Raw genomic sequence first — 25,512 nt, forward strand, 5'->3', positions numbered from 1 at the left:
CTTTTTTTTTGAAAATAAATAAATGGACTAGTTAATTTAACGACAGCAAATCACTAACTTCAGGATTTTTTTCAATTAGTTTTATTTATAAACTCTTTAATACTGAATTTTGGCCGTTGTTTTGTCTCTAAATAGATTTTTCCGATGTATTCACCTACAATACCTATTGACAAGAGCATAAGCCCTCCAATAGCCCAAACGGATACGGCCACGCTTGCCCAACCTGTAACAGTGTCCCCCATCTGATGACGCACAATAATGTAAATCAGCATCAAAATACTCACTGCAAATATTAAAACGCCTAAACCTGAAATTATTCTAATTGGTTTTATGCTTAAAGAAGTTATTCCCTCTAAAGCAAAAGATAACATCTTCTTTAAAGGATATTTACTTTCTCCTGCTAATCGTTCATTACGTTCATAAGAAACAGTCGTAGAAGAAAAGCCCAGCATCGGGACAACTCCTCTTAGAAAAAGATTAACTTCTTTGTATTTAGCTAATTCTTCAATTGTTTGCTTGCTCATTAATCTGTAGTCAGCATGGTTATAAATTACTTCTCCACCAATGAAATTCAATATTTTATAATAGCTCTCAGCTGTAAAACGTTTAAAAAAGGTATCTGTTTCCCGTTTGCTGCGAACCCCATAAACAATATCATACCCCTCTAAGTACTTATCTACCATCTTTTCAATAGCATTGATATCATCTTGCAGATCAGCATCCATAGAAATAACCATATCAGAATAATCTTTCACAGTTAATAATCCTGCTAAAAGAGCATTTTGATGCCCTTTATTTCTACTTAAATTTATGCCGCTAAAGACATCGTCATTTTCATGCAGCTCTTTGATGATTTCCCAAGTCGTATCTTTTGAGCCATCGTTTACAAAAACAATCTTACTTTTTTTATGAATTTTATTACTTTTTATTAACTTTGAATATATTTTTTTTAATCTGGTTGCTGTTTCATTTAGTACCTCTTTTTCATTGTAACAAGGTATCACCATATATAAGGTGTTTTTCATTTCTCCCGCTCCTTACAGCTTATTCATGTATCCATTGTTATATTTTTGTTTATTTCAGTACTTTATAAATACTTATATCGTCATTTTCAAAACACCGCTGGAAGCCACTTTCTGTAGTAAACAAATCATTTGGTTGTTGTTTCTTATATTGCACAAGATATTTTACATTCAATTCCATCGCTAGATTATATTTATTTTGATAATCTGGAGAAAACAATGAATCATTTCGCTCTAACATTTCTTGTGCTTTTTCAGGCTGTAATCCGCTGTTTTTAGCATATTCAGGTCCCTCTATATAAAATCCTCGGTCAGAATAAGCGCTATATAAGAAAAATCGATGATCATCGTTATGTCTATTCGTCGCTAATAAATCGTTAGGGGCAGTGTTATTTTTTATCCACATCATTCCTTCATACTCTAAAGAACTGATGCTGCTATTAAAGAAGTCAGTCTGTTCATTTACAAAATTTGAATAGCTTTGTTTTAAACTTCCTTTAATCATACTGGTTGTTTCAAGAACTGGTCTCATAAAGACTAAAGCCATAATAACAAAAAATACTATTTTAAATTTTATTCCAGCGTTTTCCTTTAAAAGCCTCTCTACTTCTTTTCCTCCTAAATAATAGATCACTGGAAGAGCTCCGAAAAGAAAATACATTTGTGAATAGCCTGAGTGACGAATAATATAATAAGCCCCAATCGATAAGACCGAGAAAATCAAACTAAATTGATCAAATAACGAAATATATTGTCTATTGAAGAACTTATAGATATTCTCAATCACACTCCATAGATAAGGAATCGAAAAGAAAAATACTGCGAGCAAAAAGTGCGGTATGACATAAGTAAATCTTATAAAAAAGTTGCTATCCGGATTATTCAATCCACCTGGAAACAAGGACGTGGAAGTGATAACATCAAAAGCAGTATCCATACCTATCTCTACTAGATCACTCCCTTGACTTAAAAGGGTGAAGTGAATAATGGCATAAGAAAGAGTGGCGATCATTAGGAATTTCAGCCAAAACAAGTTTCTTTTTTTCTGAATCAGCATTGCAAAAGTTAAAACAAATAATGCAACTAAAATCATTAGCGCAATGGGGCCTTTTAAACCTGCTAGCAGAAACATAAAAATAAAAATCAATAGGATATTTTTTTTATTTTCTTTAAACTCTAAACTATTTTTTATTACTAGTAATACTAATAATACTACTGGCAACGTAAGCGCCATTGCATTAACATTTGTAAATAAGTGGTAAAAAATATTGTTGTAATAGCCATTAGCTGCAGACGGTACATAAAAAAGAGCAAAAGCAGCGAAATAAGGCAGATATCTTGAGTTTTTAAACATTACTTTAAAGAAAGCAATTACTGAAATAGTTAATATTGTTCCTACTATTATAAACTGGAATTGAATAATTAATTCATACGCACTGAATCCGAAAATGTATTTTGCAATAGCATAAAATAAATCAGAAAAGTAATGATAAAGAAATTTGATACCGTATACTCTTGTATCCGTGTTGCTGCCGCTAGAAAGAATATTAACATTCCCCATATGCCATGCCATATCTTGGTATGTAACAGCATTTGAAACAACTGTTGGTTTTGGAAAAGCAAACATCGTATATATAGCAGAAACGAGTGTATTTGTTCCCATGAATAAATAAGTACCTGCATCTAAAATTTTATTTTTTTTAACAGAAAAAATCAATTTCTTTTTTGATACCAAGTAAATTACTCCTACTATTAGTAATAGTGGGGTAAAAAACTTAATTAAATATAAACTATTAAAGAAAGAAAAGATATAGTACTGAATGATTAACATGAACATTCCTAAGAAAAAGGCTAGTATTTCTTCTATCATATTAGTAAAGTTATTTATTTTCAGTAGCTTAACGCTTATTTTTCCAGGAAGGTAAATGTAAAAAACGTTGTACGCTAAAAATAATATAAAATTAATAATAGATAACTCAAAAAAAAGTTGGCCTATAATTAAAATTGAGATTACAGAAAGTCCAAAAAAGAGCATTCCGATTTTATTAATATTTCTTTTTATACTTTGTTGCATCATAATTTGATTTCATTTCACCTTTCTATAATGTTCTCTATAAAGATATATAAATTCTAACAGCAAGAAGAGGAAGTTGCGATACATAACTTCCTCTTATGCAAGCATATTTATTTAAGCAGCTATTAAATAGTATGAAAGGATTTTTTCAGTGATATATCTTTGGAAAGAGAGTCACGGATGGATTTTATTATTTTTTCGCTAACCTTTCCATCACCATAAGGATTCTCCATTTTTTTTAATTGTGCATGAAAACCGACTGATAACGCTAAGTGAATAGCTTTATCGATAGCTTCTTTTTTAGGTTCACAATCAATAACGGACTCTGCCTGCATCCTGCCTTTTTGGCGATCGCCAATATTAACAGTCGGTATTTTGAATGAAGGAGCTTCAATAATACCGCTTGATGAATTGCCGATCACAGCAGATGCCAACTTCATTGCACTCAAATAACGCAATTGTCCCATTGAAGTAAACGCTAGAGATTTAGCAGAATGAAGTTTAGTATAGTCATCAATCAGCTGATTGATGATTCTTCCATCTGTATCTGAATTAGCTTTAGTAAAAATGATTGTTGCATCTTCTACTATATCTAACGCTTCTAACAACTCTTTAAACTGAGCAGCTGATGTTTTATTTTCAAGCGTGACCGGATGAAAGGTGACTAATAATAACCGCTTATTGAATGTTATGCCAAGACTCGCTTCCAATTCTGCTTTCGTCATTAAAGGCATTTTAACAATGTTTTCAATACCTATAGCTCCGACATTAAAGACACGCTCAGGTTGTTCCCCAAGTTGGATCACTCGTTTACGATACTCTTCAGCACTCGTAAAATGCAACCAGCTCATTTTAGTGATTGCATGCCTAAATGCTTCGTCAAAAGCGCCTTCCGTGGTTTCTCCACCATGCAGATGAGAAATGGGGATACGTGCGGCAGAAGCTGCTGCTGCTGCTGCGAACGTTTCGTAACGGTCTCCCAATAATATCACCATATCTGGCTGCAAGCGTTCAAAACTTTCAGAAAAGCCAATCATTCCAAGACCCATCGATTTTGAAATACCGACAGGTGTATCCGAACTTAACAAGATATCCACTTTTTCGTTAATGACGTAACCGTCTGCTTCAATCAGTTTATAAGTTAAACCAAATTCTGGTGATAAATGCATACCTGTCACCAACAATTGTAATTCTAAATCTTCAGCTTGTTTTATTTGCTCAAGCAAAGGCATCAATAGACCATACTCAGCTCGTGTACCTGTGACGACACATAATTTCTTCATCGTTTGATCAGCTCATCTGCTTGATAGTTTTTAGTTGCTTTTGTCCCAATGATCTCATCCCATAACATCGGTGAGATCCCTGTTCCTGGACGTTTGATTTCCAAGTTTTCTTCAGTAAAAACCTCTCCGCTTGCAATAGCGGTTTTCGAAACTAGGCTTTTGCGAGCAATTGCTTTATTTTTACGTTCAGATTGGGTCGGTGTCTTCACACCATTACCAAGTGCTTGTTCAATATTACGAATGCTGGTGACCATTTGCTTCAATTCGTCTGGTTCTAAACTCGCTTTATGATCAGGCCCTTCCATCGTTTTATCCAATGTAAAGTGCTTTTCAATAATGGCAGCTCCTAAAGCTACTGCTGCGATAGGCACTTCAATTCCTAATGTATGATCTGAATAGCCGACCGGGACTTTAAAAGCTTCTTTCATGGTATTCATCGCTGTTAAATTAACATCGCTCATAGGCGTTGGATATTCTGTATTGCAATGCAGCACCGTAATGTCTTTCGCTCCATTGTTTTTTAAGACCTCTAGAGCTTCTTCTATCTCGCCTAAAGTAGACATTCCTGTAGACAAAATAATTTTTTTACCTGTTTTAGCTGTTTTTCGTAAATAAGGCAGATTCGTAATTTCACCTGACGGAATTTTAAATATATCTAACCCTAAATCTTTTAACAAATCGATGCTTTCTAAATCAAAAGCTGAAGACAAAAACATAACTCCAAGGCTCGTAGCATAATCCATCAGCTCTTGATGTTTATCGTAATCCAGTTCTAATTTTTTTATCATTTGGTACTGATTTTCTTCATTGTTGCCTGTGTTTGCTACTTGGTATTCAGCTTTTTCAGCATTTACAGTAACCAGCTTGTCCGCTTTAAAACTCTGGAACTTTACCGCGTCAACGCCTGCTTCAGCACCTTTAGCAATCAATTCTTTTGCTAATTCAATACTGCCGTTATGATTAACGCCAGCTTCAGCAATAATAAATGTTTTATTCATGTTCTGCCTCCTTACATGGATTGCCATACGCCACTGCAAAGCTGCGTATGTTTCGAATAACCACGCTGCCCCCGCCAATGACCGTATGCTCACCAATCTCAATTTCTTGGATCACTGTAGCGTTGGTACCCACATGAGTATGAGCTCCAATCGTTACATTTCCGCTAAAAGTTGACCCTGGTGCCAAATGGCAATAATCACCAATGGTGCTATCGTGTTCAACGATAGCACCAGAATTAATGATAGCATTTTTTCCTATTTGAACAGATGCGTTAATAATTGTGCCTTTTCCTATAAATGTTCCTTCTCCTATCGTTGTTTCTCTTGAAACAATCGCTGTTGGATCTTGAATGATAGGAAATTGAAAACCAATTGTTTTAGCTTTCTCATATAAGTTTTGGCGCAATGCAGTATTTCCTACGCTGCCTAAAGTAATAAAAGCCAAGTGCACCCCTTTAACAAACCACTTTTCCATATCATCATCAACACCGATGATCTCAATGCCATTAATAAATGTTCCAACTTTTTCTGAAGTGTCTAGTATACCGACGACTTCAAAAGCAGTATTTTGACTAAGAGAATCAATGATACTTTTACAGTGGCCCCCGCCGCCGATTAAAAGAAGCTGCTTCATCCGTTTACACCTAAACTTTCAATCATGTTCTCCATCTCTTTGATCTGTCCCATATCCAACCAAGAGTTTTCACTCACGGGGAAAACACCGACTTTGAGTCCGGCATTTTTAGCTGCCATAATAACATCGGGTAAGTCTGCGAATTCATCGTCCGGTACAAAGCCAAGAACTGAAGGCTCCATAACGTACATACCCGTATTAATAAGATGGCTGTATTCAGGTTTTTCGACGGTATTTTCTAATAATCCGTCTTTATCTAATTGCAATACGCCATAGGGAATTTGTGTGATTTTAAGAGATGCGACAAACGTGATATCGTGTTTATTCTTTTTATGAAAATCCACAATATCTGTGTAATCAGCATCAACTAAAATATCACAATTTGAAACAAAAAACGTTTCTTTTAATTGTTCCCGCATCAAAGACAAGCTTCCGCCGGTTCCCAGGGGTTTATCTTCATCTACATAGGACATATTATAGTCACGTTCAATTTCATTAAAGTACCCTTTGATCATATTTTTTTTATAATTCACACTGATGATAAAATCTGAACAACCGAATTCATGGAATTTATCAATAATACGTTCCATAATCGGTGTATCTCCAATTGGAATCAATGGTTTCGGCAAAATTTTTGTATAAGGATAGAGCCTTGTGCCTTTTCCTCCAGCCATAATAACGACCGGTGTTTGGATTTTTTTGCCGCGAACCAGCTCATGAGACTTGAACATGATATTGCGGATCGTGTGATCTTCATTTAAAACGGGTATGGAATCTACTTTTTGTTGTTTCATTTGGTCGATAGCTTTATCGGTGTCCTTTTTAAAAATAAAAATAGGATCAGCATTCATCGCTTCTTTTACCATTTCATGAATGGATTGGTCTTTTAAAATCCACCTTCTGATGTCTCCATCAGAAAGCGCTCCTACTAGTTTATTTTCTGATGTGACATAGATGATTTTACGTGCGTTTTTATCCATTTTTGTCATCGCATCTTTAATGGTAAGTGTATCCTTTACAACAAAATCGTTGAGCTCCACAATATCTTCTCCCTTAGCTATAGAATTTCGTTCAAACATTCGGCAACGTAACGAACATCATCTTGTTCCAAGTTTGAACTGCAAGGAATATTCAGAATGTGTTTCACATAATAGGTTGCTTTCTCAATCTTATAAGATTGTGCTTTTAAATAAGGTTTTTGTTCATGGATCAATCCCCAAATTGGTCTTGTTTGAATCCCTTTTTCATGCAACGCCTGAATGATTCCTTGAATATCCGGGTCATTTTTGATCCGCAGTGCATAAAACCAATAATTTGGACGAATAGTCGCATCAAAATCGATTACCTCAACTTTTTCGTTTTGGTCAAACAATTCTTTATACAAGTCATAGTTAGCTTTTTTGGTTTCAATAAAACTTTCTAATTGTTCTAATTGTCCCACACCTAACGCAGCTTGCAAATTGGTCATGCGGTAATTGTAGCCTACAGCGTGATGGATAAAACTAGTCGTGTCATCTTTAGCTTGAGTAGAAAGATATTTAAGATAATCTAAATCTTCTTTTTTCTTAGCTACGACCATTCCACCGCCGCCAGTAGTGATGATTTTATTTCCATTAAATGAATAAACACCAAAGTCGCCGATAGTGCCGGCATATTGGCCTTTATACTTGCCTTCAGTATAGTAAGAACCTAATGCTTCTGTCGCATCTTCAATCAGTTTAAGATTGTATTGGTCAGCAATTTCCACCAATTTTTCCATATCCATTAAATTACCAAACACATGCACACCGAGAATGGCTTTGATTTGGCGTTTTGTTTGATTATTCGTTAGAATGCCATCTGTAAACGTACATTCTTCTTTAATAAATTGCAGAATTTTATCTGGATCAATACACAATGAATCATCACAATCCATAAAGATAGGTTCTGCTCCGACATAACGGATAGGATTGACTGCAGCAATGAAGGTCAATGTTGCCGCAAAAACTTCATCGCCTACACCAACTCCACTTTGAATCAATGATAAGTGAAGTCCTGCTGTACCACTTTGTACGGCTGCAGCTTGTTCAACTCCTAAATAATCAGAAATGTTTTTTTCGAATGTTTCGATATAACTTCCACCAGTTGAAACCCACTCATCTTTGACAGCTTGCGTAACGTATTCTAATTCATTGCCTTTGATATTTGGTACGGATAAAGGGATAAATTTTCTTTCCATCTTGGCAGCCTCCTCTATTAGATGTTATAAATATCAGTTTTGTAGCTATCCATATTGTCTTTCAAAAATTCAATCGTTTCAGCTAAACCTTGTTCTAAGGTGTACTGAGGTTTCCAGTCCGTTAAGCGCATGATTTTTTCATTTGATCCTAACAAACGATTTACTTCACTTTTTTCTGGTCGTAACCGAATATCATCCGTAATGATTTTTGCCTTTGGATTGATTTGGCGAATCATTTCATTTGCTAAGTCGCCGATTGAAATTTCTTGTTGTGTGGCTATATTGATTTCTTCACCGATAGTATTTTCAGCGTGCGCTAATGTAATAAAGCCATTTGCCGTATCTTTAACATAGTTAAAATCTCTTGTCGGCGTGATCGAACCTAATTTGATTTCTTCTTTTCCTGCTAATAATTGTGTAATAATCGTCGGTATTACTGCACGAGCAGATTGTCTTGGACCATAAGTATTGAATGGACGCACAATTGTGATCGGCATCTCAAAACTTCTATAGAACGATTCAGCAATACGGTCTGAGCCAATTTTCGTAGCCGAGTAAGGCGATTGTCCTTGGAAAGGATGATCTTCATCAATTGGAACGTATTGCGCTGTTCCGTAAACTTCAGAAGTTGAAGTAACTAACACACGTTTTGTTCCAAAGTCTTTAGCAGCTTGTAAGATGTTCAACGTTCCTTTAATGTTTGTATCAACGTATGAATCGGGTGAATGATAGCTGAATGGAATAGCAATCAATGCAGCTAAGTGATAAACTGTATCGATTCCTTTCATTGCTTCTCTTACTCCGTTCGGGTCACGAATATCCCCTGTAAAGACATCGATTTGACTTAATACGTCTTTCGGCAAACTATCTAACCAGCCCCATGTATTAAACGAATTGTAATAAGCAAAGGCTCTTACCTTTTCTCCTCTTTTTACTAATTCTTCTACTAAGTGGCTTCCGATAAAACCGTCAGCTCCAGTTACTAATACTGTCATTTATCTCTCTCCTTTAATTTATCTAATGGTATGATTTGCTTTTACTCACAAGAAAAATGAATCCAGTCAATTATAGCATATTTCACATTATATGTGGTTAGATAACCAAATATAATCCGAATTGTAATTGTTTATGCTTTCAATAAAAGGCCTCAATCTCCAGTTAAACTGGAGGCTGAGGCCTTTTATTAGTTTTACAATCGCTCTTTTATTAATTTAGTATTTTTATGTTGCTTGAAATACTATGATTTCCGCCTAATTCAGCTTCTTCATCTAATCCCTTAGAGGATACTTTATCAAACAAAATTTTAATGGTTTGCAGCATGATTTTAATGTCTAATAAAAGTGAATATTTTTTGATATATAATAAATCAAAATTTAATTTACTATTAAAATCTGTTGCATACTTACCATATACTTGAGCATAACCTGTGATGCCCGCTCTAACATTATGTCTTAAATAGTAATAAGGGTTTTGCTCTTTAAATTGATCAACAAAGAATGGACGTTCCGGACGCGGTCCTACCATCGACATTTCCCCTAATAGAACATTAATTAGTTGGGGCAACTCATCAATTCTCAATGCTCTTAAATATTTCCCTATTGAAGTAACTCTGGCATCATTAGATGTAGCTAGGACTGGACCGGATTCTTTTTCTGCCGTAGCGCTCATCGTTCTGAACTTTAAGATGTTAAACTCAGAACCTTCTTGTGTAATTCGGACTTGCTTATAAAGAGCAGGTCCTTTAGAAGTTGCTTTCACTAAAAGAGCCGTGATCAGCATAATAGGTGAGGTAATAATGATGAGAACAAGTGAGAATAAAATATCCACGATTCGTTTGATGGCATCGTCTTCAGACGGTATTTTGAATTGTGAAACTTCAATAATGCTCTCGTCTTCAATATTCATAATATTTGGATTCACCATAATCAAGTTTTCAAAGCTCGTATTCAAAAACAACTTTTTATCGCTTTGCATCAATAATTCATAGACTTTTGTTTTTTCTTGATCCTTGATTTTGCTAGCTAAATAAACAATATCGACTTCTTCTAAATGAGCTGCAACATTTTCAGAATAATTGGATAGGACTGCCAACGTTACTTTATGGCGTTTGCTTTTTGAATTTTCAAAGTTAAAGACAGCTGACTTAACATCTTCTTCAAAACCAACCACCATAACTTTTTTACTGCCGCTAAACTTCTCATATATTTTATAAACGACCACTCGCCAAATAAATAAAACTAATGTGCTCACTACTAAGTTGATGATCAGCACTGATCTGGGAAAAGCAAACCATCTACCTGCAAAAGTAACCGCCATGATTGCTAACGTTAAGATGACTTGGATGATAATCGTAATGTACAAAAAATCGGTCATTGATTTGTTGTATAAAATATAGACTCCAAATAAAATATTCAGAAAAATAAACGTTAAAACGATAAAAACAAATGAATTCGTATAAGTCTCGTAATTTCTATCTGGAACGGCATTGCCGAATTTCAAATAAAAAGAAAGAAGCATGGAAAAATGCAATAGTAAAATATCCATTACACCTATGACGACTTTTTTTGTTTTGCTGAACCTTTCTTCTTGTACCATAAATGTTTCCTCCAATAAAAATACTCTTAATATACTGATGTCTTACAACTCATTCATATTATCACAATCTTTCCTGTTAAACAAAGGAGAACATACAATTATTCTTCGAACTGTTTTAGGCAAATCTTACGACTTTGAAAATTTATCTTATTTTTATTAAATAAGCCTACATTATTCCCCATATAAATGAGCAATAATAAAATAAATATCCAAAATTCCGGTGATAAATAACCGCCTTTTTGAAAATTTAATAGGATAAACAAAATACCCATTTTAAAGTTCGTCATTAAAACATAAACCGAAAATAAACAAAATAATAGAAAAGCGCCTAATCCTACATCCGACAAAATATAAGCATAAATATTCCAAATGGATGGAGTATGCCCAATCCCATTTCCCATAAATAGGTGTTTGCGATTTACATATTGCCAGCTTTCCCATAATCTGCCTCTTGTTGAATTATCCGCACCTGATAAAATGGCTGCTGTCCGGTCAATAATGGTTACTTGGATAATATCCCACGCTAGGACAGTCAGAATAACCACTGCCAATAAGCAGATAATAAGAAACCCGTTTACTTTTATTTTTTTTATTGTTTTTAAACGAATAAAATGCATAGCTTGTATTCCCAACATAACTGCTATGGCGCTATAAGAAAAAGTCAGAATAATCGTTAATGTGATCAATAAGTTGATGTATTTATTGATTATTACGTTCTTTTTATTAAAATAATTTAGACCCAGCATAATATTTAAATAATAACCTAAATAAGAAGGTTCTGAAAAAATGCTTCTTGTCCTGAAAATATTTTCTATGCCATCATATAAATAACTTGTTTCATCTGTTCGTGTCAATTTCCAAAAGAACTCATAAGGAAGCTTTCCGTCCAAGTAAAGTGCAATTGTTATGTAAATGCCGATCATACAAATGACAATCGCAACAATATTGAGTGTTTTTAAAAGAAGTGCTTCTAAAGCATTTTTTTTAATGAAATTGTAAACTCCTGCAACAAAAAAGGCATAATAAGCGACTTTTATAAAAGCTGCAATCCCTGTTTTTAAGACAAAGAGGTCATTATTAAAGTAATTCATCAGGATGTTAACTGCTATGACTCCTAATAAAAGCAAAATCCAACCAAATTGTTTCTTTTTTATCCAATAATTTCCGCTTATGATTAAACAGGCTGCGATAAATCCGAATAGAAAATCACTCAACGAAAATATTCCAACCATCCAGTCCGTTACTGTAGCTGAAATACCTAAAGTAATCAACACGATTTGAGTCCAAATGGAGCTGTGCTTTTCATTGAAGAGCATCCATTTATTTATTAAGGTAGTTTTTTCCACCTGGCACCCTACTTTCACATATGTTTGTTTTTTATTCTATGCCCTGTCGAACGAGCCGGGTCTTTTAGATTGCTGGTTAAATAGAAAACCTATTGCTGCTACGATTCGTTGGCTGGCTAGTCCATCTCCATAAGGATTTTTTGCAGTCGCCATTAACGCATGGTTTTCAGCATTTTCCAACAGGTTCATCATTTCTTCAACTACCGTTTGGCTATCTGTACCAATCAATTTTAACGTGCCTGCTTCGATGCCTTCAGGTCTTTCTGTCCGATCTCTTAGTACTAACACTGGTACCCCCAATGATGGAGCTTCCTCTTGCACCCCTCCAGAATCCGTCATAATCATATAGCTGCGATTCGCAAGATTATGAAAATCTACAACATCTAATGGATCAATCAAATGAATTCGTTTGTGCTCTCCTAAAAACTGTTTGGCAGCTTTTTGAATCACAGGGTTTAAATGTACTGGAAAAATAACATCTACGTCTTCGTATTGATCAACTACTTGACGAACAGCCTGGAACACGCGTTTCATCGGCTCACCTTGATTCTCACGACGGTGCATCGTCAATAAAACAATGCGTTGTTCCGAATCAATGTTCTCAAGCACTTTATGATGGTATCCCTCATGAATCGTTGCTTGTAAAGCATCAATAGCCGTATTTCCAGTAATAAAAATGGTGCTTTCATCCCGATTTTCTTTTAACAAATTATTTTTGCTTTCTTTCGTTGGGGCAAAATAAACATCCGCTATAACATCTGTTAATTGTCTATTAAGTTCTTCCGGAAATGGAGAATACTTATCCCATGTGCGCAGACCAGCTTCAACATGGCCGACTTTAATTTGATTGTAATAAGCCGACAAACTTGCTGAAAATGTTGTTGTCGTATCGCCATGTACCAAAACGATGTCTGGCTTAGCCTCTTTCATCACTTGGTCCAACCCAATCAATACATTAGCGGTAATTTCAGAAAGGGTTTGATTGCTTTTCATCACATTTAAATCATAATCTGGCTTTATCTCAAAAGTAGTTAGCACTTGATCTAACATTTTACGGTGTTGAGCGGTTACTGTAACGATTGATTCGAATTGATCTGACTGATTTTCCAACTCTTTGACTAATGGAGCCATTTTGATGGCTTCAGGTCGTGTACCGAAAATCGTCATTACTTTAATTTTCGTCATTTAATTTATACTCTCCTTATTGAAAACTACATTTAAAGTCATTGTATCATGTTCGCTTATGTTTACTTATAAGGTTTTTATAAGATTATTCGCTTATAATTTTTTTAAATCCTATTCCATAATTTTTGCAGCATCAAATAGCTTTTATCTTTTAATGTAATAGATTTTATTTGCGTCATTTCGTTATTTTTACTAACTGCTTCAGATTGATTTTCTTTTAGACCATTATAAATTGATAGCATTTGGCGCTTGATCAACTTTTTTTGTTCTTTATTATAAGTATCGCTTTGGTACAACAGTTCTAATTCTTTGAATACCTTTAAATAAGAAGTAAACGAACGTAGCTGCTGTGCCGGACTTTGAATAGTCATAATCGAATTTTCACGGTATCTGCGGTAATAATAAAATGCATTAATGTAAACCATCGATTGAATAGAAAGAAATACTTGTGGAGTAAACAGTTCGTCCTCATGAATGATGTCTTCTCTAAACCACAAATCATATTCTGTTAAGATGCTCCGCTTCATTAGATAGAGGTAGACTGGTGAAACGAACGTTCTGCTATTGGCTCGAAAACTATCTTCTTGATAGATTTTTTTTTCTTTTAAACGATGGCTAAAATCATAATAATCTTGATCAGCTGTTTTTTCCATTCCATCTACAAAAGCTGCACCATTAAAACGAACCAAGTCAGCTTGGCTCTCTTCCATCAATGGAACCAAGTTTTCCAACATGGTTAAATCAATATAGTCATCCGAATCAACGAATAAAAGATATTTCCCTGTAGCTTTCTTTAACCCGCTATTTCTTGCCCCTGACAATCCTTTATTTTCTTGTTCAATAAATAAAATCCGTTCATCTTCTAAATATTTTCTTACAAGTTGGTTACTGCTGTCTGTGCTTCCATCATCCACTACAATAATTTCAAGGTAAGGGTAAGTTTGCTTCACAATTGAATCTAAGCATTCTTCAATATACGTTTCAACATTATAAACTGGAACAATGACTGAAACAATTGGATTATTTTTCATTTAGTTCTCCTTTATTTAGCTGGTTCTTTATTTTTTCTTTAGGATAATGTTTTTGATCAACTTCATCTCTCCCGTTGCTATCAGCCCAATACCGAATACCAGTACAAAGATAAGCCCTTTTAACACCAAATTAATAAAATTGGCAAAAGGCAACTCGGGCAGCAATATGAATACAATAACTTGGGAGGCAGCCATCATGGCTGGTTTTACTAATATTTTAAAGAATTCTTGGTAATTGGAATTGAACATACGGTACATCAAGAGGTAATTGGTTTGCAAGAAATTAAGAGTGAACGCTACGACGAGCAATAAAGCTACCAGTTCTATTTTCCCTGTATAAATTCCTATAATCATCGCGGTTATATTTGTAATGGCTGTTAAAACTCCAGATACTAATAATAAATCCGTTCGATTAGCAGATTGGAAAATTGCTCCTGTGATCGTCAATATCAGTTGGATCCAAACCGAGAATGCTAAAACTTGGAACGTTTGGACACTGCCTCCCCATTGGTCGCCAAATAAAAAAAGAATGATCTCTTGAGAAGTAAACATTAAAAAGACTGAAAGAGATAATCCGATGGTCCCCAAAAACCGCGTCAACATTAAATAAACATTTTTTATCTTATCGATTTTGGTTTCATAATCCGACATGATCGGCTGAATAACCGGATAGATGACATTGGTTAAAATTTGATTTGGATATAACGATAATTGATACGATTTATCATAGTACGCTAATGCACTGGCTGAAAAAAATCGACCAATCAAAATTTTGTCTAAGTTGCCTGAAAAATAATTGATAAAGTTAAATATGAATTGATTTTTAGAAAAAGAAAATATTTTTTTTATCGGCGCCACATCCAATTTAAATTGCACTTTTAAGTTTGTTTTAAAATAGAAAACAAAAAACAAAAAGGCAGCTTTGATCGTATTGCTGATGATCAGCGAATAGTAACTAAAGCCTAATAGGGCTAATGTAATGGAAATGACTCCTGAAAGAACATTTGCAATAACCGTGACCATGTTCACGGTCATAAAGTTTTTTTCTCTCAACAACATATTTTGAGGAACCACTAATATCCCATAAAAAAAGACACATACTCCTAATACGATACTGATTGGAACATATATAGCATCATTGTAAAACAAACTGATCGGGTAACCTAAAAACATAAAAAGAATGCCCAATAAGATAGCTAGGTAAAAAGAAAAAATGAAAATGCTATTGATGTCTTTTTTAGTTAACTTTTTATTTTGAATGATTGCTGGGCCAATTCCAAAATCGGCCAGCATTTGGAAAAAGACTAAGAATACATTGACTACAGCAACGACCCCGTATTCTTTAGGTGTTAATAGCCTTGAAAGGATGGCTTGTACAAGAAGCTGAACGATGACATTGGAATATTTTCCAATTGCACTATAAAATACTCCTTTTTTAAATTCATCGATTAGGTTCATCCTAATTCAACTCCTTTGGTTCTTTTTTATGAAACAGCTTTTTTAAGAACAATACGATGGAGCGATTTTTTTCTCCGATGGTTATTCTAAAGTTCATCAAACGAAGGGCCAGTGAATAATTTTCTTTTCTTACAAGCCTAATGAGAGCTTCCACAAACTTGTTTTGCTCGTTTTCTATACTTAAAGTTTTCACTGCTTGTTTTAACCCAGAGTTTTCCATTATTTCTTTTAAGTATTCTACTTTTTCATTTTGATTTAACGGACATTCTATAGAAGTTAGGTTTTTTAGCTCTAAATAAATGGAGTTCCAATATTCTCTGCTGATTAAATCAATATATTCGCTCTCTTTACCCCACATATCCATTAAAGCATCGAACTGTTGCGCTACTTTGTATTCTTGCTCAAAACGATTCTTCGTATAATGGTTTACAGCCGATCCTTCTCGGTAGACATAATGGTAATAAGCCTTTTCATTAAAGACAACTTTATCCAGATTACGATAAACAGCTTGATTAAACAAGGCATCTTCACCAATTTTCTGATTTGAGAATCGGATTTCACTATTTTTTACATAATCTCGTCTGTATAACTTATTCCATAACGCATATGGCGTAAAGCGATAAAACTCTCTAAATCCGTTTCTAAACTGTGTTGCGGAAGTTGTCTCTTTTAGTACAGGACTTTTTACTGTGTTAGTAAAGTCACCATTGTTGTTCAAAAATTCCTCATAAAAACCAAAGACAACTAAATCTGCTCCGCTTGATTGCGCCAGATTGATATTTTCTTCAATTAAGTTTAACTCCAAATAGTCATCCGGATCTGCAAAATAAATGTACTCCCCACATGCCTTATCCAATCCGGCATTGCGTGCATATCCTGCTCCAGCATTTTTTTGATTGATTACACTGACTCGTTTATCTATCTTTTCGTAAAACTGGCATATTTTATCGGAATTATCTGGTGAACCATCATTGATCAAAATCAGTTCTATGTTTTTATACGTTTGATTTAAGACACTTTTTATCGCTTTTTCTAAGTATTTTTCTACATTGTATATCGGCATAATGATAGACACATCAACCATTTGCATTAACTCCTTTAATTCTCACGTCACAAGCTGTCCAAAAAATATTATAACATAGATGAATCGGGTTAACAGTAGCCCTTCTCTAACCTTAACAATTACAAACTTTGTTCGTTCATTACTTTTTAACGGCAAAAAAATAATGAACCGCTCACTGATCAAAGTGAATGTTTCATTATTTTCCTACTTTTACTTTCTCTTCATCTTCCGATCAACGTATCTGCTGATGCGGCTTTCTGCTTGTTTGATTTCACCTTCTAAGTATACTGTGACCGTGGCATTTACTACTGCTCCTGAAGTTAACAAGGCACCTAATACATTTAACCACAACATAAAGACGATTAACGTACCGATCATGCCATAACTTAACGTGGTTTTAGCAAAATAGCTAACGTAGATAGTGAACGCTTGGGTGATCAAGAGCCAGCCGATAGTGGAAAAAGCTGCTCCTGGCAGAACTTGCTTTAATTTTAGCGTGGCATTCGGCACAAAAAAATACAGCAGCGAAAACGCAAAAAACAAGGTAAACATCGTTACTGGCCAACGAACGCTTTGAAAAGTGGACATGAGGCTTTCTGGCAATTGAAGCAAAGGTGTGATGTATTCCAAAATCGATTGCCCGAAACTAAACGCTACCACTAGTGTAATCAAGCCCACCAATAAAATTAACGTGAACGTAATCGACGCCAAGCGAATAAAAATAATGTTTTTCCTTGGCTTGATTCCATAGGCTTTATTCATGCTGACTTGCATGGCATTCATGCCCCGACTGGCCGACCACAATGTCGCAATCGCCGCGATCGACAATAATCCGCTGCTGCTTGAAGTAAAGATTTGTTCGACAGTTGGTTTAAACGTATCTATTAAGTACAGTGGAATAGCATTTTCAAAATAAGGGTAAAGCGCTTCTGCTTCTAAATTAAATAAGGGCAATAAGTTGCCAATAACGATCAATAAAGGAAACAGCGACAGCAAAAAATAGTAAGCAATAATAGCTCCTGAATTGCTTACTTCTGCTTCTTTATATTTTAGTCGAAAAATCTCCAGAAATCTTCTCAAAGATTTCTTAGGAACTTTCCTTTTAACTCTAGACATGACGGACATTTCGGCGGCTCCTTTGAAAAGTAACATAAGTTCTTACCTATTGTACTGATTTTCAGTTCAAATGACCAGAAAACTTATTCAGTTTAGTTAATGCTGCTTTTTTGCTAATAATGGTTCAATGAGTCTTATAGAATAAATCGTTTTAAGAACGGTATTTTCCCCATTAATTTGATACAACCATAACTGATGAAAAAAACAACGAGTGCAATCAGCGGAACGGAGACGATTGGAATAACCACTAACGTATTCAAACCCCATTTCCATAAGAGAAATAAAATCAACACATGGATCAAATAAATGCCGAACGAATAAGTGGAGAATTCTAAGATCCATTTTTGAGTCCTTTCGGAAAAAGAACGGTGCTGACACATTTCTTTAACCAGCAAAAAGACTGCTAAACTAGCAAACAACACATTTGGTGTTAAGTACTCGTATAGCAACTTATAAGGTTCTCCCGCTTGCAACGAACGGATACTGGTTTCAATAATGGTAGTCAGCACTCCTAACACCCCAAATGCATAAATGGTTTTTTTGACTTTTTCAGATAATGTAAAACGGTTTAAATAATAGCCGGCAAAAAAATACCCGACATAACCAAAAGTGATATCTAAATCTAACCCGCGCTCTGGATTATCCATGATAGTAGTCGTTGAACTGACTGGGAAACTATTGTAGGTTGGGATAATAAAACCAATCACAAAACAAAAAAGCAATAAGTACTCGATCGTTTTCTTATCTTCAGCTATTTTTCGCAAAAAAGGCACCATCACATAAATTTCAACGATCCGAAATAAAAACCACAAATGAAAGTGTCCTTCAATAAAAGCCGTATACATGCTCTTCATAACTTCTATATTAAGCGTTCGGTATTCGTTTAAGGTAAAAATCACTGCATACAAAGCCGACCAAAAAAGAAAGGCCAAAACCACACGAAAAATATTTTTCCGGTACAGCTTTTTAATGGGCACTTCTTTATCCGGATTCAAAAAGAACATGCCGCTGAGCATGAAAAATAATGGTACGCTCACTCGAGCTAAACCGTTATACCCGTTTAATGTTTGCCATTGAACGCTGTCAACAGCCGACAAGCCAAAATCGCGTGAAGAAATATGGATCACGATCACTAAAAAGACAGCGATTACACGAAGTATATCGGCATAAAGAATTCTTTCTTTCATCTATACAGCCCCTTCTTTGTCTCGTTCCATTTAGTATACCAAAATACAAAAAAATCCGAAAATAACTGACCTTTCTCAGTTATTTTCGAATAAATGGATTGAAGTGAGTTAGATAAGCGTTCTAATCTTTTTGCATTGTTAGAATTCTTGGACCTTCTTTAGTAATGGCCAAGGTGTGTTCAAATTGGCAGCTCAATCCGCCGTCTTTTGTACGAGCTGTCCAGCCATTGTTGTCCATTTTTGATTTCCATGTTCCAGTGTTTACCATTGGTTCGATCGTAATTACCATGCCCTCTTTTAAGCGAAGACCTTTGCCTGCTTCTCCATAATGAGGAACAGATGGTGCTTCATGCATGGTTGGTCCAATACCGTGTCCTACGAATTCACGAACCACAGAATAACCTTCCCCTTCAACATAAGTTTGGATAGCATGGCCAATATCGCCAATACGATTTCCAACTTGTGCTTGCTCAATTCCTAGATAAAGAGCTTTTTTAGTAACTTCCAGCAATTTTTCTGTTTCTTCGGTGCTTTCACCGACAATATAGCTCCAGCAAGAATCAGACATGGCACCTTTTAAGTTTACAACCATATCGACTTTGATCAAGTCGTTGTCTTTTAGTACTTCTTTTCTTGGAAATCCGTGACAAATTTCATCGTTGATGCTGACACAAGTTGCGTATTCATATCCTTCAAACCCGATTTGTTCGGCGATAGCCCCGTGGTCTTCAATATATTTGTGTACAAATTGGTTAATATCCCAGCTGGTGATGCCGGGTTTAATGAAGTCACGTAAAGCTACGTGAACATCAGCTAATAACGCACCTGATTCAGCCATTGCGTCAATTTCACGTTCAGATTTTAATGTAATCAACTGTATTCCTCTTTTCTTTTAATTCGTTCACTTTGCTAACTAGCGAGCTTTGCTATTCTATTATAACTTATTTCTCGAAAATGTGAACCTCTCTTGGTTTTACTTTTATTTTTTTGTGTTTGTCGGCTTTTTTTGCCAGGCTTTGGCGGTTAATTTGCATTGCGGAAAGGGCTGATTTTTTGGTATACTTTGTACGAAGAAACTCGATGATGAGTGAGAGGATGAATGTCAGTGACAACTGCAATGATTGTATATGCAAGTTTAACAGGCAACACAGAAGAATGCACAACGATTATAGAAGAAGCTTTAGAAAATTTAGGCGTAGATGTTGAAACGGTGGACTGCATGCAAGCTGAACCGGAAGACTTTCTAGATGTGGATATTTGCCTCGTCGGTACCTATACGTACGGGAATGATGCGAACTTGCCAGATGAGATCGTGGATTTCTATGAAGAATTAGCTGAAATTGATTTAACCGGTAAAGTATTTGGGACATATGGTTCTGGCGATACTTTTTATGACAAATTTTGCCAATCGGTTGATGATTTTACGGAACGGTTCAAAGAAATCGGAGCTATCGAAGGTGCTGAAAGCGTGAAAGTAGATTTAGATCCAGGTGAAGAAGATATCGAAAATTTGAATAGCTTCGCAAAAAAACTCGTTGAAAAAGCAGCTGATTTATAAAAAAAAGTCGATTCCAATAAAAGGAACCGACTTTTTTGTTGCTTTAAATTGTATTAGCTATGGTGTTTTTCAAGTTTTCAGTAACAGTTTTTTCATCAAACTTCAAAAGTCCCTGTGCAATCAAAGCGGCAGTTCCGTAAACGACGATCCAAATTTCTTCGAAACGTTCTCTTTTTTCTGCCTTTGTAAGATTTTTCGTTTCATTGTTTTGTTCAAATGCTTTGAGCATAGCTTCAAAAGAAATCTTATGCAAGCGTTCAGAGCCCAAATGGTCTTCTAAAAACAACGCTTTGAAAAACACCGTTTCTTCTTTTGCAAAATAAACAAAATTGAGACACGTATCTAAAATAGCATCCTCTGTCCGTTTTTTCGGATAAATCGTTTCAGCAAGATAGTCTTTGACTTTTATAAATAGTTCATTTTTAAGATCATCCATGTTTTTGAATTCTAAATAAATCGGTTGAGTGGAACAGTCCATTGTCTTAGCTATATTTCGTGCCGTAAATCCTTCGAATCCTTCCGCTTTTACAACAGCGTAGGCTGTATCAAGAATTTGTGATTTCATAATCGTTTTTTTTCTTGCCATTTTGATTCACCTCTTTTATCATTTCTATCTTCTTATCATTGACCCTAACCTCATTACCTTTTGCTTATACATCCTCGTTAAAGAAGGTGCTGGCATTCTTAAAAGAATCCTTGCAAGCGTCTGAGCAAATGGGATTATCAAAAACGAGAGTTTGATTGCTTTAATGTCTTGGCAAACGCTGGTAGTTCTTTCAGTAAGGAACAAAAACAACATTGTATGTTAAAACACCGGATTTCCTCTCCTTGAAATCCTATGGCTATTCTATCACTAATGTCATAAAAAAAAAGGAATTTACTCTTCGGCTATTTTCCTCAATGTTTAATAGCTTTTCGTTGAATATTTTATTCTTTTTTTGTTTCTTAAATACATTTTTTGATTGAAATTTTCGATTGACATATTTGTGTAAAAACTTCAACCTAATTTTTATTTTAGCCGATTTTCAGTTGCTATTTTATTCAACACTAAACTTTTTTTAGTTTTAACACTAATGGTGCTTTAATTATAAACAGACTGCTTCTATAGATAAGTATCTTTTTTTGAAAAACTTTTCAGCTACAGCCGAAAAGGTCCGATCGAATCGGATAAAATTGGTAGTTACCGGATAACTGTTAAGAATAAAAAGAGCTCTCGATTTTCCTATCTTTACCAAAACATTTTAGGATAACTCGTTTCAACAAATTGTTTCCGTTCTCTCGTTGTGCTATGATTATTTGGTGAACTTATGGTTTTATGAATCAAATAGATTGTCGGGAGGAAATGATAATATGGTATTACCAAATTTTAATGAGCTTTTAAACAAGTATGCATATGCGATTGTTAAAACAGGAATCAATGTGCAAAAAGGACATACAGTGATTCTTCAAACAGACGTTGATCAAGCGCCGCTTGCTCGTTTGATTACAAAAAAAGCCTATGAACTAGGGGCTAAAGAAGTTATTGTGAAATGGTCTGATGATATCGTGAACCGTGAACAATTCATCGGTACTCCGCAAGACATTTTGACCGATATTCCGCAATACAAAATAGATGAATCATTAGACATGGTTGCTAAAGGCGCAAGCCGTATCAGCTTACGTTCTTCTGATCCAGATGCTTTAGCTGGTGTAGACGGCGAAAAAGTTGCTGCTTACCAATCAGCTGTTGGAAAAGCTTTAAGCGAACAGCGCAAAGCGACACAAGCCAACAAAGTCAGCTGGGTCGTTGCCGCTGCTGCTGGTTCAAAATGGGCAGCTAAAGTCTTCCCTGATTTAGCAACTGAAGAAGAACAAGTAGATGCTTTATGGGATGCAATCTTCAAAGCTGTCCACATGTACGATGCTGACCCGATTGCTACATGGGAGCAAAAAGATGTGACGTTAAACGAAAAAGCAGACGAATTGAACAAAGAGCAATTTGTGGCCTTGCATTATACAGCACCTGGCACAGACTTGACTGTTGGCTTGCCCGTTAACCACCGTTGGGAAGGCGCAGGCAGCGATAACGTTCGCGGCGAACGCTTTATGGCCAATATGCCAACCGAAGAAGTCTTTACCGCTCCTGATGCAAACCGCGTTGATGGGGTCGTTAAAAGCACGAAACCATTAAGCTATGCTGGAACGACGATTTTGGATATGGAATTCACCTTTAAAGATGGCAAAGTCGTTAATGTTACTGCTGCAGAAGGCGAAGATGTTTTAAAACGGTTGATTGAAACCGATGAAGGCGCAGCTCATTTAGGTGAAGTTGCTTTAGTACCTGACCCATCTCCTATCTCTCAATCGGGCATCACTTTTTACAATACGTTATTTGACGAAAATGCTTCAAATCACTTAGCTTTAGGTTCTGCTTATGCTTTCAGCTTAATTGGCGGAACAGAAATGTCTGAAGAAGAATTGAAAGCAGCCGGTTTGAACCGCAGTACGGTACACGTTGACTTTATGATTGGTTCAAAAGACATGGATATCGACGGTATCCGTAAAGACGGCAGCAAAGTACCGGTTTTCCGTAATGGAGATTGGGCGTAATAGATTCCGTTTTAATGAATAGAAAATTTAATGAATAGAAAAAGCGGCTAGGAATGTAATTATTCCTAGCCGCTTTTTTTTGTTGTCTAGATAAAGATTTGAGTTTACAGTTTTCTGACTGTCTTTTCGCCGTTTAGCACTACATCATAAGTGATTTCAGCGTTTAGCGAATCCGATACCATGCAATACTTTTCTTCGCTTAAACGAATCGCACGCCAGATTTTACTGCTGTCAACGGCTCTGTCTACTTAAAAAACCACTTTTAGTTCGAGATAATTGTCTAACGGATCCTTCTCCATTTACCTTTCAATCAACTTTAGTTTCTTTCTTAAACAATCATCAGCTATCTTTTAAACCAGCTAGGACTTACAATAAGAGAAAATTAGCCGATTAGTATAATAAGGCGAATAAATATAAAGGAGGAAACTGTCACAAGTCACTCTTCACATAGAGTAATTGGATATAAAAAAGCGGCTGAAACGGCTCTCTCTATTCTTACTAAAGGGTATAAAGAACAAAAAAATTCAGCTGATGACAGGAAATAACGAATGGAATTAGAAAGAAGTACCGACAAGCGGATTTTAAAAAGTAAAAAAGCTATCTCAGATGCTTTTATTGCTTTATTAAAAGAAACAGAAAAAGATGAAGGGTTTAAAAAAATCACGATCACTGACATTGTCCGCAAAGCCGATGTCAATCGCGGGACTTTTTATAAACATTTTTACTTTAAAGAAGATATCTTAAAAGAGACACAAGCTGATATTCTGAGTGAGTTTTCTTTAATGTTAACAGAGAATTACCAGGGTGTACGTTTCTCTAGTTTAAAAGATACTCCTCTAAATGATTCTATTTTTAAATTTATTTTAGAAAACAAAGACTTTTTCCATTTAGCTTTTCAATCCATTGGTTTTTCAAATCTCCAAATGGATTTCACAAAATGCATTGAAGATGTTCTGACAAATCAATTCTTCTTGCATGCTGCGCCTTCTCATATCTCTAAGTCGTTATTTTGCACGTATATTGCACATGGCCTTTACGGCGTATTGGTAAATTGGGACAACAACGATTACCAAGAACCGACTCTTTATATGGCACAGCAGATCACTTCTATTCTTATCTTTGGCCATACAGATTTAGATTTTTCAATTGAAGACCATGGATCTAGTACAATAGAAATCATCGTTTGAACAAAAAAAGCAATAAAAAAGAGAGCACAACATATGACCAGTTTAACTAGTCTTATGTTGTGCTCTTTTTAACTTTACTCGTTTTAACAGAATTCTTGGTTGTATTCCCTTTGGTTTTAAAACGATTTCTGTTTAGGTTATTAAAAACTCTACTAGACAATTTTATCCAGTCGTGAGAAAATAAGAAGCAGATCATTCAGGTTCTATAGCTCAGCCGGATAGAGCAAACGTTTCCTAAACGTTAGGCCGGGAGTTCGAATCTCCCTAGGACCATACTTATACTGCTTAAGGAAAAAGCGAAAAAGCCGTCAGAGAATTCTGTTGGCTTTTTCGCTTTTTCATCTATTGTTTGTTATTAACGATTCAACTTACTTTTGCACGAACCGTTTTAGTCACCTTACATCCAGACGAATCTCGTATACTGTAATGAACAGAATAGATCCCTTCTTTATGGACATCGATCCCATTCTCTACTTCTAACTCTCTTGAGATGTCTTTTCCAGAAGAATCAACAGCAGTCACACCTACCAGCAGGTCATAACTTTCACCTACACGCAATTCTATATTTCCAGCTTCGATGACAGGTGTCGTAAGTTCGTTTGTTTGAAAGGTCTTTTCCATTAAAATTACTCCTTTATGAATGAATTCGTTTCTCTTCCTGTTACGGGCTTTTCCCAATTTAACAGAGAGAATCTTTTGTTTTTCTAAGAGCAATAACTCACTGTCTGCTCTAACAGTTTACACTTTAATGGAGCAATAGTGTGTGACAGTTTTGTGAAATTTTATAGACCGATTTTTTTATTTTTTACAGCTTATAAACGGCTTGAAAAAACCTGCTTGAATCAGTTGTTTATTTTTCTTTTCCAAACAAAAAAAGGTTTAAATCGTTTTTTGTCGATTTAAACCTTTTAACTGATTTTTCTTTTCGCTTTTGGTGTTCATTTATTCAGATTTTATTCTTTTGAGAC

At 35.3% G+C, this 25,512-nt stretch carries 22 protein-coding genes and 1 tRNA gene; 4 read left to right on the forward strand and 19 right to left on the reverse strand.

Annotated features, from left to right (window positions below):
* Positions 1-71 precede the first annotated feature (71 nt).
* The 17 genes from NY10_RS04700 to map form a co-directional block, all read right to left on the reverse strand.
* Positions 72-1,025 carry a glycosyltransferase family 2 protein gene (locus NY10_RS04700; protein ID WP_058918879.1) on the reverse strand — a complete coding sequence of 318 codons (954 nt, stop codon included), beginning with the start codon at positions 1,023-1,025 and terminating at the stop codon, positions 72-74.
* Between the two features lie 49 nt (positions 1,026-1,074).
* On the reverse strand, positions 1,075-3,099 hold the full coding sequence (locus NY10_RS04705; RefSeq protein ID WP_058918880.1) for a hypothetical protein: 2,025 nt from the start codon (positions 3,097-3,099) through the stop codon (positions 1,075-1,077).
* 122 nt (positions 3,100-3,221) lie between these two features.
* Positions 3,222-4,379, reverse strand: a complete 1,158-nt coding sequence (gene neuC, locus NY10_RS04710) for a UDP-N-acetylglucosamine 2-epimerase (RefSeq protein WP_058918881.1) — start codon at positions 4,377-4,379, stop codon at positions 3,222-3,224.
* Entirely contained in the window at positions 4,376-5,377 is a 1,002-nt protein-coding gene (gene neuB / locus NY10_RS04715) for an N-acetylneuraminate synthase (RefSeq protein ID WP_058918882.1), read from the reverse strand. Before neuB ends, neuC begins: the two co-directional genes overlap by 4 nt.
* On the reverse strand, positions 5,370-6,011 hold the full coding sequence (locus tag NY10_RS04720; RefSeq protein WP_058918883.1) for an acetyltransferase: 642 nt from the start codon (positions 6,009-6,011) through the stop codon (positions 5,370-5,372). Before NY10_RS04720 ends, neuB begins: the two co-directional genes overlap by 8 nt.
* The gene (locus NY10_RS04725; RefSeq protein ID WP_058920241.1) at positions 6,008-7,051 is read right to left on the reverse strand and encodes a nucleotidyltransferase family protein; all 1,044 of its coding nucleotides are present in this window, start codon (positions 7,049-7,051) and stop codon (positions 6,008-6,010) included. Before NY10_RS04725 ends, NY10_RS04720 begins: the two co-directional genes overlap by 4 nt.
* 17 nt (positions 7,052-7,068) lie before the next feature.
* Entirely contained in the window at positions 7,069-8,229 is a 1,161-nt protein-coding gene (locus NY10_RS04730; protein WP_058918884.1) for a LegC family aminotransferase, read from the reverse strand.
* A 17-nt stretch (positions 8,230-8,246) separates the two neighbouring features.
* Positions 8,247-9,224, reverse strand: a complete 978-nt coding sequence (locus NY10_RS04735) for an NAD-dependent 4,6-dehydratase LegB (RefSeq protein ID WP_058918885.1) — start codon at positions 9,222-9,224, stop codon at positions 8,247-8,249.
* A 211-nt stretch (positions 9,225-9,435) separates the two neighbouring features.
* On the reverse strand, positions 9,436-10,824 hold the full coding sequence (locus NY10_RS04740) for a sugar transferase (RefSeq protein WP_058918886.1): 1,389 nt from the start codon (positions 10,822-10,824) through the stop codon (positions 9,436-9,438).
* A 98-nt stretch (positions 10,825-10,922) separates the two neighbouring features.
* Positions 10,923-12,170 carry a hypothetical protein gene (locus tag NY10_RS04745; protein WP_197408977.1) on the reverse strand — a complete coding sequence of 416 codons (1,248 nt, stop codon included), beginning with the start codon at positions 12,168-12,170 and terminating at the stop codon, positions 10,923-10,925.
* A gap of 36 nt (positions 12,171-12,206) precedes the next feature.
* On the reverse strand, positions 12,207-13,355 hold the full coding sequence (wecB, locus tag NY10_RS04750) for a non-hydrolyzing UDP-N-acetylglucosamine 2-epimerase (RefSeq protein WP_058918887.1): 1,149 nt from the start codon (positions 13,353-13,355) through the stop codon (positions 12,207-12,209).
* Positions 13,356-13,459: 104 nt separating this feature from the next.
* Entirely contained in the window at positions 13,460-14,386 is a 927-nt protein-coding gene (locus NY10_RS04755) for a glycosyltransferase family 2 protein (RefSeq protein ID WP_058918888.1), read from the reverse strand.
* 27 nt (positions 14,387-14,413) lie between these two features.
* On the reverse strand, positions 14,414-15,844 hold the full coding sequence (locus NY10_RS04760) for a lipopolysaccharide biosynthesis protein (RefSeq protein WP_058918889.1): 1,431 nt from the start codon (positions 15,842-15,844) through the stop codon (positions 14,414-14,416).
* Between the two features lies 1 nt (position 15,845).
* Positions 15,846-16,934: a glycosyltransferase family 2 protein gene (locus NY10_RS04765; RefSeq protein WP_231726770.1), complete on the reverse strand. Its 1,089-nt coding sequence runs from the start codon at positions 16,932-16,934 to the stop codon at positions 15,846-15,848.
* 183 nt (positions 16,935-17,117) lie between these two features.
* Positions 17,118-18,032 (reverse strand): YihY/virulence factor BrkB family protein, encoded by a 915-nt coding sequence (locus NY10_RS04770; protein WP_058918891.1) that lies wholly within the window; start codon positions 18,030-18,032, stop codon positions 17,118-17,120.
* A gap of 125 nt (positions 18,033-18,157) precedes the next feature.
* Entirely contained in the window at positions 18,158-19,210 is a 1,053-nt protein-coding gene (locus NY10_RS04775; protein WP_058918892.1) for an acyltransferase, read from the reverse strand.
* A 121-nt stretch (positions 19,211-19,331) separates the two neighbouring features.
* A complete protein-coding gene (gene map, locus NY10_RS04780) occupies positions 19,332-20,084 on the reverse strand; it encodes a type I methionyl aminopeptidase (RefSeq protein ID WP_058918893.1) in 753 nt (250 codons plus the stop codon).
* Positions 20,085-20,315: 231 nt separating this feature from the next.
* On the opposite strand from map, the gene NY10_RS04785 reads away from it, so the two are divergent.
* Positions 20,316-20,768 (forward strand): flavodoxin, encoded by a 453-nt coding sequence (locus NY10_RS04785; RefSeq protein ID WP_058918894.1) that lies wholly within the window; start codon positions 20,316-20,318, stop codon positions 20,766-20,768.
* 43 nt (positions 20,769-20,811) lie between these two features.
* On the opposite strand, the gene NY10_RS04790 is transcribed toward NY10_RS04785, so the two are convergent.
* Positions 20,812-21,354 carry a TetR/AcrR family transcriptional regulator gene (locus tag NY10_RS04790; protein ID WP_058918895.1) on the reverse strand — a complete coding sequence of 181 codons (543 nt, stop codon included), beginning with the start codon at positions 21,352-21,354 and terminating at the stop codon, positions 20,812-20,814.
* 764 nt (positions 21,355-22,118) lie between these two features.
* On the opposite strand from NY10_RS04790, the gene NY10_RS04795 reads away from it, so the two are divergent.
* The 3 genes from NY10_RS04795 (at position 22,119) to NY10_RS04805 (ending at position 24,817) form a co-directional block, all read left to right on the forward strand.
* Complete coding sequence (locus tag NY10_RS04795; protein ID WP_058918896.1) at positions 22,119-23,357, forward strand: aminopeptidase; 1,239 nt, start codon at positions 22,119-22,121, stop codon at positions 23,355-23,357.
* A 548-nt stretch (positions 23,358-23,905) separates the two neighbouring features.
* Entirely contained in the window at positions 23,906-24,544 is a 639-nt protein-coding gene (locus tag NY10_RS04800) for a TetR/AcrR family transcriptional regulator (RefSeq protein ID WP_058918897.1), read from the forward strand.
* Between the two features lie 199 nt (positions 24,545-24,743).
* Positions 24,744-24,817: transfer RNA gene (locus NY10_RS04805), tRNA-Arg, on the forward strand.
* A gap of 90 nt (positions 24,818-24,907) precedes the next feature.
* On the opposite strand, the gene NY10_RS04810 is transcribed toward NY10_RS04805, so the two are convergent.
* On the reverse strand, positions 24,908-25,165 hold the full coding sequence (locus NY10_RS04810; protein WP_058918898.1) for an immunoglobulin-like domain-containing protein: 258 nt from the start codon (positions 25,163-25,165) through the stop codon (positions 24,908-24,910).
* Positions 25,166-25,512: the final 347 nt, after the last annotated feature.

This window comes from Carnobacterium sp. CP1 (assembly GCF_001483965.1).
In the GTDB taxonomy this organism is placed as follows: Bacteria; Bacillota; Bacilli; order Lactobacillales; family Carnobacteriaceae; genus Carnobacterium_A; species Carnobacterium_A antarcticum.